Source organism: Streptomyces fractus (assembly GCF_049844455.1).
In the GTDB taxonomy this organism is placed as follows: Bacteria; Actinomycetota; Actinomycetes; order Streptomycetales; family Streptomycetaceae; genus Streptomyces; species Streptomyces fractus.
In genome coordinates this window covers 3,843,703-3,857,059 of the sequence record NZ_JBMYHI010000002.1, presented here as the reverse complement: position 1 = coordinate 3,857,059, position 13,357 = coordinate 3,843,703, and the positions used below count along the sequence as shown (strand labels likewise).

The following is a 13,357-nucleotide window of genomic DNA, read 5'->3' as shown; positions in this document are numbered from 1 at the left end:
CGCCGCTACAGTCCGTCGCGAGGGTCGTTCACTACTGGCAAGTAATCAGCAATTCATCGGCAAGCATCGGCAAGTCATCGCTGGAGGCACAACCATGGCGCGCGAATCCGAGTCCGGACTGCCCATCGAGCCGGTTTACGGCCCGTCGGCCCTGGAGGGCTGGGACCCGGACCGGAAGCTGGGCGAACCGGGCTCGTATCCCTTCACGCGCGGTGTGTACCCGACGATGTACACGGGCCGCCCGTGGACGATGCGGCAGTACGCCGGATTCGGCACGGCCACCGAGTCCAACGCCCGCTACAAGCAGCTCATCGCGAACGGCACGATGGGCCTGTCCGTCGCCTTCGACCTGCCGACGCAGATGGGCCACGACAGCGACGCCCCGATCGCGTCCGGCGAGGTCGGCAAGGTGGGCGTCGCGATCGACTCCATCGAGGACATGCGCGTCCTGTTCGGCGGCATCCCGCTGGAGAAGGTGTCCACGTCGATGACGATCAACGCCCCGGCCGCGCTGCTGCTCCTGATGTACCAACTCGTGGGCGAGGAGCAGGGGGTGGCGGCCGACAAGCTCACCGGCACCATCCAGAACGACGTGCTCAAGGAGTACATCGCCCGCGGCACCTACATCTTCCCGCCCAAGCCCTCCCTGCGGCTGATCGCGGACATCTTCAAGTACTGCAAGGCCGAGATCCCGAAGTGGAACACCATCTCGATCTCCGGCTACCACATGGCCGAGGCGGGGGCCTCGCCCGCGCAGGAGATCGCCTTCACGCTCGCCGACGGCATCGAGTACGTCCGCACGGCCGTCGCGGCCGGCATGGACGTCGACGACTTCGCTCCGCGCCTGTCGTTCTTCTTCGTCGCCCGTACGACGATCCTGGAGGAGGTCGCCAAGTTCCGTGCGGCCAGGCGGATCTGGGCGAAGGTGATGAAGGAGGAGTTCGGCGCGAAGAACCCCAAGTCGCTGATGCTCCGCTTCCACACGCAGACCGCCGGTGTGCAGCTCACCGCCCAGCAGCCCGAGGTGAACCTCGTGCGCGTCGCGGTCCAGGGCCTCGGCGCGGTCCTCGGTGGCACGCAGTCGCTGCACACGAACTCCTTCGACGAGGCCATCGCGCTCCCCACCGACAAGTCCGCGCGGCTCGCTCTGCGTACGCAGCAGGTCCTCGCGTACGAGACGGACGTGACGGCGACGGTGGACCCCTTCGCCGGTTCGTACGTCGTCGAGAGCATGACGGACGACGTGGAGGCCGCGGCCCTCGAACTCATGGACAAGGTCGAGGAGTTGGGCGGCGCGGTCAACGCGATCGAGCGCGGCTTCCAGAAGAGCGAGATCGAGCGCTCCGCCTACAGCATCGCGCAGGAGACCGACGCCGGTGAGCGCGTCGTGGTCGGCGTCAACCGCTACCAGCTCGACGAGGAGGAGCCCTACGAGCCGCTCCGCGTCGACCCGGCCATCGAGGCCCAGCAGGCGGAGCGCCTCGCGAAGCTGCGGGCCGAGCGGGACCAGGGGGCGGTCGACGTGGCGCTCGCCGCGCTGAAGAAGGCGGCCGAGGGCGAGGACAACGTCCTCTACCCGATGAAGGACGCGTTGCGCGCCCGCGCGACGGTCGGAGAGGTCTGCAATACGCTCCGCGAGGTTTGGGGGGCGTACGTGCCGTCGGACACGTTCTGACGGTCGTTTCGCTGCGCCGGGGCCGGGCTCGCGGGGCTCTGCCCCGGACCCCGCGCCCCAATCGCCGGCGGGGCTCGAGCGGTCCGGACGGCCGTGCGAGACTCGGTGGATGCTGGGTGTCATCGATCTTCCGACCTATCTCGCGGGCCTCGCCCTCATCATCCTTCTGCCGGGGCCGAACTCGCTGTACGTGCTCTCCGTCGGCGCCCGCCGCGGCATACGCACCGGCTACAAGGCGGCCGCGGGCGTGTGGTGCGGGGACACCGTCCTGATGACCCTCTCCGCCGCCGGGGTCGCCTCCCTCCTCCAGGCCAACGCGGTGATCTTCGGGATCGTGAAGTACGCCGGCGCCGGCTATCTGACCTGGCTGGCCATCGGCATGCTGCGCGCCGCGTGGAGCATGTGGCGCACCCGCAAGGAGCGGCTCGCGGCCGAGAGCGGCGTCGCCGAGGAGGAGCCCGCCCAGGAGCGGCCCTTCCGCCGCGCCTTCGTGATCAGTCTCCTCAACCCCAAGGCGATCCTGTTCTTCATCGCCTTCTTCGTGCAGTTCGTCGACCCGTCCTACGCGTATCCCGCCCTCTCCTTCGTGGTCCTCGGCGCCTTCGCTCAGGCCGCCAGCGTGCTCTACCTGTCCGCCCTGATCTTCAGCGGCACGAAGCTGTCCGCCGCCTTCCGCCGCCGCAGGCGCCTCTCGGCGGGCGCGACCTCGGCGGCCGGCGTGCTGTTCCTCGGCTTCGCCGTGAAGCTCTCGCTGTCCAGCGTGTAACGCCTGCGGCGGGTCCGGTCACGCCCGTGGGGTGTGGCCCGGGGCAACGGGCGTGCCGTGGCGGTGAGGCTGCACGAGAGTGCGCGTGTATTCCTCCAGCCCCTCCGCCGTCTCCCCGGCCCACGCCACGTAGCCGTCCGGGCGGACCAGGAAGACGCCCGTGCCGTACGCCTCGTAGGGCGGGATGCGGGTCGTGCGCATGAAGTCGTCCTTCAGGGACGGGAGTTCGGCGCCCGTGCCCACCGTCAGGAGCGTCCAGTGCGGCCCCCGGAACACGTCGAACAGCCGCACCCCGCCGCGCCGGCCGTCCGGAGCCCGGTCGCAGCGCGTCCTCCGCCGGGCCCGGCCGGGTCTCCCGGGTCAGCGTCGACTCCCGGTAGCCGATGCCCAGTTGCCGCACCTCGCCGCCGCGCCGCGTGGGCGTGCCCCCGGCGCTCGCGCGGTGGATGCGGGTGCTGATGCCGAGGATGCCCGCCGCCACCGGTATCCGCTCCTCCTCGTACGTGTCCAGGAGCCGGTCCTGCGCCCCGGACAGCACCGCCGCCAGCTTCCAGCCCAGGTTGTACGCGTCCTGCACGCTCGTGTTCAGCCCCTGGCCGCCGCGATGTGCTCCTCGGAGAGCGAAGTGCGGGTCGCCAGGAGCTTGGTCACCGCCTCCGGTGAGGTGTCCACCGTCGACGAATCGTCCGCGAACTGCGCCGCCAGTTGGAAGACCCGGCCCTCCGGCGCCTTCGGCCACACGTGCCAGTGCGTGTCCGGAAGTGGTGCGTCGTCCGTGAGGCGTACGTCCGCCACCAGCATCGGCTTCGGGTCCACCGTCTCCCCGGTCATGCCGATCCCGAGCGACCTGCGGACCGTGGAGCGGCCGCCGTCCGCGTCCTGCGCGATGCCGCTCAGCGCGCCGCCGAAGCGGACCTCGCCGCCCAGCTCCCGCAGGGCAGTCAGCTCTTCGCGGCGTACGACGAGCGGTTCGAGGAGGGGCTGCGGCTGATCGTCGCGGGGATCGAGGCGCGCTACGGAGTGCGCTGAGCGGACGCGCCGACGGGCTGCCCGGCCGAGCCACCGGCCCCCGGCGCCCCCGCCCCCGGCTGCCGGTTGAGCGATCTGCGCAGCAGCGGCGTCGCCCACTTCTCGACGTAACGGTTCAGCAGCCAGGCGAGCGTCAGCATCAGGGCGATCGTCGCCGCGAACGTGGCCCACGACGGCAGCCCGACGCGGCGGTGCAGGGCCGCGACGGCCACCCAGCCCAGGTGCTCGTGGACCAGGTAGAAGGGGTACGTGAGGGCGCCCGCGACCGTCAGCCAGCGCCAGTTCGCCCAGCGCGTCCAGCCCACCGCGATCGCCGCCACCGCCGCGAAGCCGAGCGTGACCACCACGACGATCCCGAACGACGAGCGGTAGGAGAAGAAGTCCGGGTTCGGCGCGTGCCACGTCCGGTCGACCGCGAAGTGCTGCCCGATCAGCCAGCTCACCGCGACGATGCCCCACGCCGTGACGTCACGGCGGTCGCGGTGGACCAGGTACAGGCCGATGCCGCCGATGAAGAACGGCGCGTACTCCGGCATCAGGACGAGCGTCGCGAGCGGTTCGCCCGAGCCCTCCGCGAACACCGCGGCCAGCGTCCACACCGCGCAGAACAGCACCACCCGGTGCCGGGTCGCGCCCGGCAGGACGACGCAGAGCGCGAACAGGGCGTAGAAGCGCAGCTCCGCCCAGAGCGTCCAGCACACGCCGAGGACCCGGTCCACGCCGAGCGGCTGTTGCAGCATGGTCAGGTTCACGAGCGCGTCGCTCGGCGACACCGCCTTGTACACCACGGCCGGCAGCGCGAACACGGCCGTCACCAGGACGATCGCCACCCAGTACGAGGGCAGGAGGCGGGAGGCGCGTGAGGCGAAGAAGGAGCGCAGGGGTCTGCCCCAGCCGCTCATGCAGATCACGAAGCCGCTGATCACGAAGAAGATCTGCACGCCCAGGCAGCCGTACGCGAACCAGCCGTGCAGGGACGGGAATTGGGTCTGCGGCGACGACCCCCAGGCCTGGGAGATCTCGCCGTCCCTGCCTCCGTAGTGGTACGCCGCCACCATCAGCGCCGCGATCAGCCGCAGCCCGTCCAGGGCGTACAGGCGGGAACCGGCGCGCGCGGGCACGGCCTTCGTCTGCGGTTCGGTCTGTGGCGCGGGCAGTGGGGGCAGCGTCGTGCCGGGAGCCGTCATCCGAGGGCCGCCCGCTTCAGGGAGCGGGCCCGCTTCGCGACCCTGCGCACCGTCGCGTTGCGCGGGATGAAGGCGAACTGGGACGGGAGTGCGCCGGGCAGGGCGAGGGAGGTCAGTCGTCGGCGCTTGAAGTAGCGCCAGGTGCGGTCGTCGAGGCGGGACTCGAGGTAGCGCTCGGCGGGGCGGCGCAGGTCCGGGTAGATCTTGGCCTGCATGGCGTAGCCGACCGCGCGCAGCAGCTCGTGCAACTCGCCTACGGGCAGCGGCTGTTCCTGCGCCTCCACCGCCGTGCGGTCGGCCAGGTCGGGCAGCAGCGCGTCGACGATGGTGACCGGCACCCGGTTGCTGTTCTGGTACGGCGTGAGGCGGTCAAGGAGCGTGGACGTGCCGATGCGCGCCACCGGGATGCCGTACAGGGCGCTCGCGGTGAGCAGCGCGGTGGAGAAGCAGCCGACGACGAGGACGGGCCGCATCCGCTGGTAGAGGACCTCGGCGAGGACGGGCGTCTCCAGGACGGTCAGCTCGACACCGAGGCGCTCCGCCTCCTTCTCCAGGACGCGCGACCAGCGGGCGGGCGCGGTGGGGTGCGGCTTGAACACGACGTGCTTGTGGCCGAGTTGGGCCGCGCCCCGCATCATCCGTACGTGCATGTCCTCCTCCTCGTCGGCACTGAGGATGCCGAGGGCGGAGAGGTACTGGCCGAGGAGGAGCGCGGGTTCGCCGGGGAGGCGGGGCAGTTCGCCCGCCGCGTCGCCCAGGTCGGCGAGGACCTTGAGGAAGACCTCGGTGGGTACGACCTCGGGCTCGACGCCGAACTCCGTGAGCAGCAGCGGCTTCAGGCCCGGCACCAGGTCCAGGTGGAGCAGGCGGCGGACCCGCGTGCCGATCAGCGGGTCGATCTTGTTGCGGGTCGGTCCGTAGCTCATCAGGCCGTCCGCGTACACGTCGACCGGGGCGCCCGCGAAGATCTGCGCGACGGACATCGCCGGGCTGACCTGGATGGACTCCACGGCCAGTTCGACCTTGTCGTCGCCGAGGTCCCACAGGAGCCGCAAGTAGCGTTCCCACAGCGGGATGTCGTCGGTGCGCGGCGACCAGCTGCCGGGGTGGAAGGGGGCGATCGCCTCGTTCCACGACAGGACGCCGTCGAAGCGGCCCCGCAGTTGCTCGAAGCCGGGCATCTCGTCGACGGCGGGGGTCGTCTCGGGCGTCGCCGCGTTGTTGGCGATCAGCAGCAGCGTGCGGTCCGCCGGGGTGAACCGGTCCGCGTCGAGGGCCGCGGCCAGGGTGGCGGCGCCGTACAGGGTCGAGGCCAGCAGGATGCGGGTCGTCATGCCGTGACCTCCGCGCCGACCGGGCGGCGGCGCAGCCGGCGCAGGCGCGTCGCCCGCTGGCTGTCCATCGAGTCGAGCGCGTCGTCGAGCACCCGCTGCGGCATGCGCTTGAGCGCGGCCGCGCTGAGCGACTTCAATGTGCGGGCCACGGGAGGTTCGAACCTTTCGATGGATCCCAAGTGGTGGGAAATGATGGCGCAGTACGTGCGCACGGCCTTCGGCAGAAGCAGTTCGGCGTCCCGGTCCTGCGCCGTTTCCCGGACGACCTGATCGAATGCGCGGATGAAATCGAGCTGACGTACGTCACCGATCTGAGTGAGCGAGGACGAGACGCCGCGGCGATAGAAGACGCCCAAAGTGCTGACCGCGGCAAAGGATTTCGCCTCGCGGTGCAGCCGCCAGATCCAGGGCCGGTCCTCCGCGGTGCGCAGACCGTCGGTGAAGTGCAGCAGCCCCTGGTCGGCGAGCCGCCGGTGGTACATGCCGGCCCACGCGTACGCGTAGTCGACGGCGGTCGAGCGGTCGGCGGGCAGGATCGCCGCGCGCGGGTCCATGACGACGTCGCGCAGGCCGTGCGGGAAGCGGTGCACCGAGCGGGCCCGCGCCGTGCACTGGACGTGGTCCGTGCGCACGAAGTCGCAGCCCAGGCCCTCTATGGCGGCGAGGAGACGGGCGTAGTAGCCGGGGGCGAGCCAGTCGTCGCCGTCCAGGAAGGCGAGATATTCGCCGCGGGCCCGGTCGAGTCCGGTGTTGCGGGCGGTCGCGAGTCCTCCGTTCCGTTCGTGTCGCACGACGACCGCGCCGGGCAGCTCGCGCTCGGCGCGCGCGAGAATGTCCGGTGTCTCGTCCTTGGAGCAGTCGTCGACGAGAATGAATTCGAAGTCGTCGCGTGCGTTCGCTCGCAGACTTCTGAGGGTGTCGGGCGCGTATTGCTGCACGTTGTAGAACGGCACGATGACGGAGAGCTTGACCACGACGGTGACGTTAGGGCGCGGCCCGGCATTCGTCTTGACCGGTGGCTTGATGTCAGGTGAACGAAGCGTGGCGGGACTGTGAACCGGCCCTGGCGCAGGGCGTTTCCGGGGTCGATTCGCCATTCGTCGGTGTGCTGTTAACCGTTTGTTGCATTCTGGTTGGGCCGCGGCTCGGAATTGCTTCCTAGGTTTTCCAGCGTGCCAGTAAGGAACGGAAATGCGCTCAGGGTCGCCGTGCTCGCGGACTCCGACACCCGGTGGAAGTGGGGGTCGCTCACCGCCTCCCGCATCGCCCCCGACAGTGTCGCCCTCGACGGCTATCTGCTGCGTGGCCGGGCCACCCCGACCCCGCGCCAGCTCCGCGAGATCGGTGTACGCGCCGACAGTCTGCGCGAGGTCACCGCCGTCGAATTCCTGCGGGAGATGAAGTCCGCGGACTACGACGTGGTGCTCCTCGCCGTCGTCGGCGGGGGAGTCCAGGCCGTCCTGCACGGCCTCGCCCACGCCTGGCGGGGAGCCGAGCGGCGCCCCGTCGTCGTCACCGGCTATGTCGGCGTCGTGTACGAGAAGCTCGCCGACGGTCTCCTCCTGCGGCACGGCGCCGACGTGGTGCTCGCCAACTCGGCCTACGACGCGGACCGGTTCCGCGCCGTGTACGAGGGGGTGGGCGCGGACGCCTCCGCGGTGACCGAGTGCGCGCTGCCGTTCCTCGGCGGCGAGCCGTACACCGGCGCACACGACCCGTACACGGTGACCTTCGCGGCCCAGCCGTCCGTGCCGGACACGGCGGCCGACCGCGACTACCTCCTCGACCGCCTCGTGCGGCACGCCGAGTCGCACCCCGACCGCGAGGTGCTGCTCAAGCTGCGCAGCAAGCCCGGCGAGCACACCACGCACATCGAGGAGATCCCCTACCAGAAGCTCGCGCAGCGCCGCGATCTGCCGGCCAACTTCCGCCTCGTGTACGGGAACATGGGCGAGGTCCTCGACCGTACGGACCTGCTCGTCACGGTCAGCTCCACCGCCGCCCTCGAATCCCTGCACCGGCGCATCCCGACCGCGCTGCTCACCGATCTCGGCGTGCGCGAGGCGCTCGGCAACCACCACTTCACCGGGTCCGGCTGCCTGGTGTCCTGGGACCAGCTGGACGACGGGGCGCTGCCCGAGCCCGATCCCGTATGGCTGAAGTGCCAGGGCGTCGCCGCCGACGGCACGTACGGGAGCGCCTTCGACGGCGCGCGGGCCCGGGTCGCCGAGCTGCTCGGCCGGGACCCGGCCCCGCTGTCGCCCTACTACAGCCGCACCACCGCCCCCGGCTATCTGCCGCGCATCCTCGCCCGCCACCACCTGGCGCCCGACGGCTCCCCGCTGCCCGGCGCGCCCGCCGCGGACCGGGAGCCGGGCCCCGTGCGACAGGTCGTGCGCCGGGCCGCCCGCGGCGCCTACCGGCACGGAGTGCAGCGCGTCGCCCCCGTGATCCGCCGGATGGGGGAGCTGTGACCCCGCCTCTGAGGAACGACCAACTCCCTGAAGGAGAAGCGCACATGACCGACCTCGAGACGGTCCAGGCCGCCCCGGAGGCGGGCCTCGCCGCCCCCGTACGCCGCGTCCTCGCCGTGATCCCCGCCCGTGGCGGCTCCAAGGGCGTACCGGCGAAGAACCTCGCGCCGGTCGGCGGCGTGCCCCTCGTGGCCCGCGCGGTGCGCGAGTGCCTCGCCACCCGGCAGGTCACCGACGTCGTGGTCTCCACCGACGACGCCGCCATCGCCGCCGCCGCGCGGGACGCGGGCGCCGAGGTCGTGACCCGGCCCGTCGCCATCGCCGGCGACAAGTCCAGCTCCGAGGCCGCCGTGCTGCACGCCATGGACGCGCACGAGGCGCTGCACGGCGCGGCCGTCGACGTGGTGCTGCTCGTCCAGTGCACCAGCCCCTTCCTCGTACGGGAGGACATCGACGCGGTGGTCGGCGCGATCCTCGACAAGGGGGCCGACAGCGCCCTCACGGTCGCGTCCTTCCACGGGTTCGTGTGGCGCGACGCGGCGGACGAGCCGCAGCAGACCTCCGTGCAGCAGGCCGCGGTCGAGGGCGGCGGCGTCGCGGTCCTCGCCGACCGGAAGACCGCGACCGGCGGCTACGGCGTCAACCACGACAAGTCGCAGCGCCAGATGCGCCAGGACCGGCCGCAGGACCTCCTGGAGACCGGCGCCGTCTACGGCATGGAGACCAGCGGTTTCCGCCGCCACGAGCACCGCTTCTTCGGCCGCACGGAACTCGTGCGCACCGACCCCGCGCGGGTCCTGGAGATCGACGACCCGCACGACCTCGCGCGCGCCCGCGCGCTGGCCCCCCTCTTCGACCAGCAGTCGGCGCTTCCCTCCAAGGAGGACATCGACGCGGTCGTCATCGACTTCGACGGCACCCAGACGGACGACAAGGTGCTGATCGACTCCGAAGGACGGGAGTTCGTCACCGTGCACCGCGGTGACGGCCTCGGCATCGCGGCCCTCCGCAGGAGCGGCCTCGAACTGCTGATCCTGTCCACGGAAGTGAACCCGGTCGTCGCCGCTCGGGCCCGGAAACTCAAGATCCCGGTCCTGCACGGCATCGATCGCAAGGACCTCGCACTGAAGCAGTGGTGCGAGGAGCAGGGCATCGCGCCCGAGCGCGTGCTCTACGTCGGCAACGACGTCAACGACCTCCCGTGCTTCGCCCTCGCGGGCTGGCCCGTGGCGGTCGCCAGTGCCCATGACGTCGTGCGCGGCGCCGCACGCGCCGTCACCACCGTCCCCGGGGGCGAAGGCGCGATCCGAGAGATCGCCAGCTGGATCCTCGGCCCTTCTCTCGACTCCCTCGACAAGTAAGGAACGCAGAACATGACCGCTCAGACCTCTCCCAACTCCCGTATCCGCAGCTTCGGTTCGCGCGAGGCCGGCCCCGGCCGCCCCGTCTACATCACCGGCGAGATCGGCATCAACCACAACGGTGACCTGGAGAACGCGTTCCGGCTGATCGACGTTGCCGCCGAGGCCGGCTGCGACGCCGTCAAGTTCCAGAAGCGCACCCCGGAGATCTGCACGCCGCGCGACCAGTGGGACATCGAGCGGGACACCCCCTGGGGCCGGATGACGTACATCGACTACCGGCACCGCGTCGAGTTCGGCGAGGACGAGTACCGCGCCATCGACGAGTACTGCAAGAAGCGCGGCATCGACTGGTTCGCCTCCCCGTGGGACACCGAGGCCGTCGCCTTCCTGGAGAAGTTCGACGTCCCCGCCCACAAGGTGGCCTCCGCGTCCCTCACCGACGACGAGCTGCTGCGCGCCCTGCGCGCCACCGGCCGCACCGTCATCCTCTCCACCGGCATGTCGACGCCGAAGCAGATCCGCCACGCCGTCGAGGTCCTCGGCTCGGACAACATCCTGATGTGCCACGCCACGTCGACGTACCCGGCGCAGGCCGAGGAGCTCAACCTCCGCGTCATCAACACCCTCCAGGCCGAGTACCCCAACGTCCCGATCGGCTACTCCGGCCACGAGACCGGCCTGCAGACGACCCTCGCGGCCGTCGCCCTCGGCGCCACCTTCGTCGAGCGCCACATCACCCTCGACCGCGCCATGTGGGGCTCCGACCAGGCCGCCTCCGTGGAGCCGCAGGGCCTCACGCGCCTCGTGCGCGACATCCGCACCATCGAGGAGTCCCTCGGTGACGGCGTCAAGAAGGTCTACGAGTCCGAGCTCGGCCCGATGAAGAAGCTGCGCCGCGTGCCGGGCGTCGTCGCCGAGACGGAGATCGCCGTCGCCGCCGGTGAGCCGGTGGGCGTCTGACGGTCAACGGATCGACTCGTGGGCGGCCGGGCGCGGTGGAGACCGCGCCCGGCCGCCCCGGCGCCCCTGGGAGGGCCCGCATGTCCGGCAGTACGTTGTGCTTCGTCGAGAGCCCGGTACAGCTCCTCAACGTCCTGGAGTGGGCGCACCACCAAGAGGTCACCGCGACCGTCGTGGTGCTCTCGCCCACCGACCCGATGACCCGCGGCCAGCTGCGCCGCATGGCCGAACTCGCCCGCACCGAAGGACACACGGTGCGCTGGGAGGAGGCCCGCGGCGGCGCGGCCGCGCCCTTCCAGACGATCGGCGGGCTCGCCCCCTCGCTGCGCAGGGCCGACCGGATCGTCCTCGGCGACCCGTTCTCCCGCTACGTACAGCTGCTGCTCACGATCACCCGTGCCCGCGAGCTCGTCGTCGTCGACGACGGCACCGCCACCATGGAGTTCGTCGCCCAACTGGTGCGCGGCGAACGGTTCGTGCGCTGGCACCGGCGCGGCGGCAGGGCGAACCCGCGCGACCTCGTCTTCGGGCCCGTCGCGGCCGCCGCCCGCCGCAGGCTCACCGGGCACGCCCGCCGCGACTCCGTCTCCGTGTTCACGTCGATGCCGGTGGCCGAGGCCCCCGCGGGCGTCACGGTGACCGCCAACGACTACGCCTGGACCCGCGCCCGGTTCGGCCCGCCCCGGATCACGCGCGGCGCCGACATGGTCGGAACCTCCCTGGTGGAAACGGGAGTCGTCGACCTGGAGCAGTACCTCGGCGCGGTCCGCTCCCTGGCCCGCGCGCACGGCGCCACCCGCTATTTCGCCCACCGCCGCGAGAGCGCCGACAAGCTGCACCGCCTCGCCGCGGAGACCGGCCTGGAGATCGTCCGCCCCGATCTCCCCCTGGAGCTGATCGCCCGGCGCGGCCCCATAGGCCGCACGATCCTCAGCTTCCCCTCGACCGTCGTGCACACCCTGCCGATCGCCCTCGCCGGTACGGGCGTCAAGGTCGCGGTGTGCGAGATCGACCCGGCGTGGCTGCGGCAGGGGGTCTCCGACCACGCCCAGGGATTCCTGGCGGGGATCTCGGGGTCGGCGCGGGGCGCGGTGCGGGCCGTGTAAACCGGTGGCCTCCGGGCCGCCCGGGCGCGTACCCTCGCCCCTGTGACCAGCCCCGAGTCCGACAGACTCCGGCCACCGGCAGCCGTCCGGTGGCCTTCTTCCGCGCACCGCTGAGGCCCCAGGCCTCCGCTGACGCGCGCGCTGTCACCCATGCCACCGCACGGCCTGCCGGAACCGCGACCAGATCCTTCTCCTCTCCACGGTCCCGGAGTCCGTCGTGCCCTTCGCGCTGTACCTGCTCGCCCTTGCCGTCTTCGCGCAAGGAACATCCGAATTCATGCTCTCGGGGCTCGGCCCCGACATCGCCCACGACCTGGGCGTCTCCATCCCCGCCGCCGGCGCGCTCACCTCCGCCTTCGCCGTCGGCATGATCGTAGGGGCGCCGCTCACGGCGGTCCTCGCCGTGCGGTGGCCCCGCCGCCCGGCCCTCTTCGGCTTCCTCGTCGCCTTCGCCCTCGTCCACGTCGTCGGCGCGCTGACCAGCAGCTTTCCCGTGCTGCTCGGCACGCGCGTCGTCGCGGCGCTCGCCAACGCCGGATTCCTCGCGGTCGCCCTCGCCACCGCGGTGAGCATGGTCGCCGCCGACGCCAAGGGCCGCGCCACATCGGTCCTGCTCGGCGGCACCACCCTGGCCTGCGTCGCGGGTGTGCCCGGCGGGGCGCTGCTCGGCCAGTTCCTCGGCTGGCGGTCCGCGTTCTGGGCCGTCGCACTGATCTGCGTCCCCGCGATGATCGCCGTGCTGCGGTCGGTGCCGGCGGAGTCGGGGCCGGGAGCGCCGCGCGGCTCCTTGCGCGCCGAGGTGCGAGCCCTGCGCGGCCCGCGGCTGCTCACCGTGCTGCTGCTCGGTGCGCTGGTCAACGCCGCCACGTTCTGCACGTTCACGTACCTGGCGCCCGTCGCCACGGAGGTCACCGGGATCGGCGAGTCCTGGGTCCCGGCGCTGCTCGCCCTCTTCGGCCTCGGCTCGTTCGCCGGGGTCAGCGCGGCGGGCCGGCTCTCGGACAGGTACCCGAAGCGGATCCTGGGGCTCGGCGGGGCGGCGCTCCTGCTCGGCTGGGTCCTCTTCGCCCTCCTCGCGGGCGACGTCCCGGCGACCCTCGTCCTCGCCTTCGTCCAGGGCGGCCTGTCCTTCGCGGTCGGCTCCACCCTGATCACGCAGGCCCTCTACGCTGCGTCCGGCGCGCCCACCCTCGCGGGCGGCCTCGCCACGGCCGCGTTGAATGTCGGCGCGGCGCTCGGCCCGTGGGCCGGCGGGCTCGCGATCGGGGGCGGGCTCGGGTACCGGGGCGTGATGGGGGTGAGCGCGTTCCTCGTGGCCCTCGCGTTCGTTGTGACGTGTGTCGCACGAGTGGCGCGCAGGAGGGCCGGTGGCGGGGCCACCGATGAGGCCGTCGTCGCGGGCTGAGGTGCAGGTGGGGATGCAGGCCGGGATGCAGGTCGAAAAGAAACGTCATACCCTTCC

At 71.7% G+C, this 13,357-nt stretch carries 10 protein-coding genes and 1 pseudogene; 7 read left to right on the top strand and 4 right to left on the bottom strand.

The genetic code is table 11. The features are described from left to right. The first annotated feature begins 94 nt into the window (after nt 1–94). Nucleotides 95–1,675, top strand: a complete 1,581-nt coding sequence (locus ACP4E5_RS19180; RefSeq protein ID WP_425830331.1) for an acyl-CoA mutase large subunit family protein — start codon at nt 95–97, stop codon at nt 1,673–1,675. A gap of 109 nt (nt 1,676–1,784) precedes the next feature. After that, nucleotides 1,785–2,441: a leucine efflux protein LeuE gene (gene leuE / locus ACP4E5_RS19175; protein WP_425830329.1), complete on the top strand. Its 657-nt coding sequence runs from the start codon at nt 1,785–1,787 to the stop codon at nt 2,439–2,441. Between the two features lie 18 nt (nt 2,442–2,459). On the opposite strand, the pseudogene ACP4E5_RS19170 reads toward leuE, so the two are convergent. From ACP4E5_RS19170 to ACP4E5_RS19155, 4 genes and pseudogenes are all read right to left on the bottom strand, one after another. Beyond that, nucleotides 2,460–3,395: pseudogene (locus ACP4E5_RS19170) on the bottom strand (FAD-dependent monooxygenase); the annotation flags it as partial. A 59-nt stretch (nt 3,396–3,454) separates the two neighbouring features. Next, nucleotides 3,455–4,657, bottom strand: coding sequence for an acyltransferase family protein (locus ACP4E5_RS19165; protein WP_425830327.1), 1,203 nt, complete (start codon nt 4,655–4,657; stop codon nt 3,455–3,457). Continuing rightward, nucleotides 4,654–5,991 (bottom strand): polysialyltransferase family glycosyltransferase, encoded by a 1,338-nt coding sequence (locus ACP4E5_RS19160; protein ID WP_425830325.1) that lies wholly within the window; start codon nt 5,989–5,991, stop codon nt 4,654–4,656. Before ACP4E5_RS19160 ends, ACP4E5_RS19165 begins: the two co-directional genes overlap by 4 nt. After that, nucleotides 5,988–6,965: a glycosyltransferase family 2 protein gene (locus tag ACP4E5_RS19155; RefSeq protein ID WP_425830323.1), complete on the bottom strand. Its 978-nt coding sequence runs from the start codon at nt 6,963–6,965 to the stop codon at nt 5,988–5,990. Before ACP4E5_RS19155 ends, ACP4E5_RS19160 begins: the two co-directional genes overlap by 4 nt. Nucleotides 6,966–7,163: 198 nt before the next feature. On the opposite strand from ACP4E5_RS19155, the gene ACP4E5_RS19150 reads away from it, so the two are divergent. The 5 genes from ACP4E5_RS19150 (at nt 7,164) to ACP4E5_RS19130 (ending at nt 13,300) form a co-directional block, all read left to right on the top strand. Beyond that, nucleotides 7,164–8,465 (top strand): DUF6716 putative glycosyltransferase, encoded by a 1,302-nt coding sequence (locus tag ACP4E5_RS19150; protein ID WP_425830321.1) that lies wholly within the window; start codon nt 7,164–7,166, stop codon nt 8,463–8,465. Nucleotides 8,466–8,509: 44 nt separating this feature from the next. Beyond that, nucleotides 8,510–9,826, top strand: a complete 1,317-nt coding sequence (locus tag ACP4E5_RS19145; protein WP_425830319.1) for a cytidylyltransferase domain-containing protein — start codon at nt 8,510–8,512, stop codon at nt 9,824–9,826. 12 nt (nt 9,827–9,838) lie between these two features. After that, nucleotides 9,839–10,789 carry an N-acetylneuraminate synthase family protein gene (locus ACP4E5_RS19140; protein WP_425830317.1) on the top strand — a complete coding sequence of 317 codons (951 nt, stop codon included), beginning with the start codon at nt 9,839–9,841 and terminating at the stop codon, nt 10,787–10,789. An 80-nt stretch (nt 10,790–10,869) separates the two neighbouring features. Next, nucleotides 10,870–11,895, top strand: coding sequence for a hypothetical protein (locus ACP4E5_RS19135; RefSeq protein WP_425830315.1), 1,026 nt, complete (start codon nt 10,870–10,872; stop codon nt 11,893–11,895). A 217-nt stretch (nt 11,896–12,112) separates the two neighbouring features. Then, on the top strand, nt 12,113–13,300 hold the full coding sequence (locus tag ACP4E5_RS19130) for a Cmx/CmrA family chloramphenicol efflux MFS transporter (RefSeq protein ID WP_425830313.1): 1,188 nt from the start codon (nt 12,113–12,115) through the stop codon (nt 13,298–13,300). Nucleotides 13,301–13,357 lie beyond the last annotated feature (57 nt).

Coding starts and splice junctions, on each gene's coding strand:
- leuE (WP_425830329.1), top strand. CDS start 1,785: ATGCTGGGTGTCATCGATCTTCCGACCTATCTCGCGGGCCTCGCCCTC.
- ACP4E5_RS19145 (WP_425830319.1), top strand. CDS start 8,510: ATGACCGACCTCGAGACGGTCCAGGCCGCCCCGGAGGCGGGCCTCGCC.
- ACP4E5_RS19165 (WP_425830327.1), bottom strand. CDS start 4,657: ATGACGGCTCCCGGCACGACGCTGCCCCCACTGCCCGCGCCACAGACC.
- ACP4E5_RS19180 (WP_425830331.1), top strand. CDS start 95: ATGGCGCGCGAATCCGAGTCCGGACTGCCCATCGAGCCGGTTTACGGC.
- ACP4E5_RS19140 (WP_425830317.1), top strand. CDS start 9,839: ATGACCGCTCAGACCTCTCCCAACTCCCGTATCCGCAGCTTCGGTTCG.
- ACP4E5_RS19135 (WP_425830315.1), top strand. CDS start 10,870: ATGTCCGGCAGTACGTTGTGCTTCGTCGAGAGCCCGGTACAGCTCCTC.
- ACP4E5_RS19160 (WP_425830325.1), bottom strand. CDS start 5,991: ATGACGACCCGCATCCTGCTGGCCTCGACCCTGTACGGCGCCGCCACC.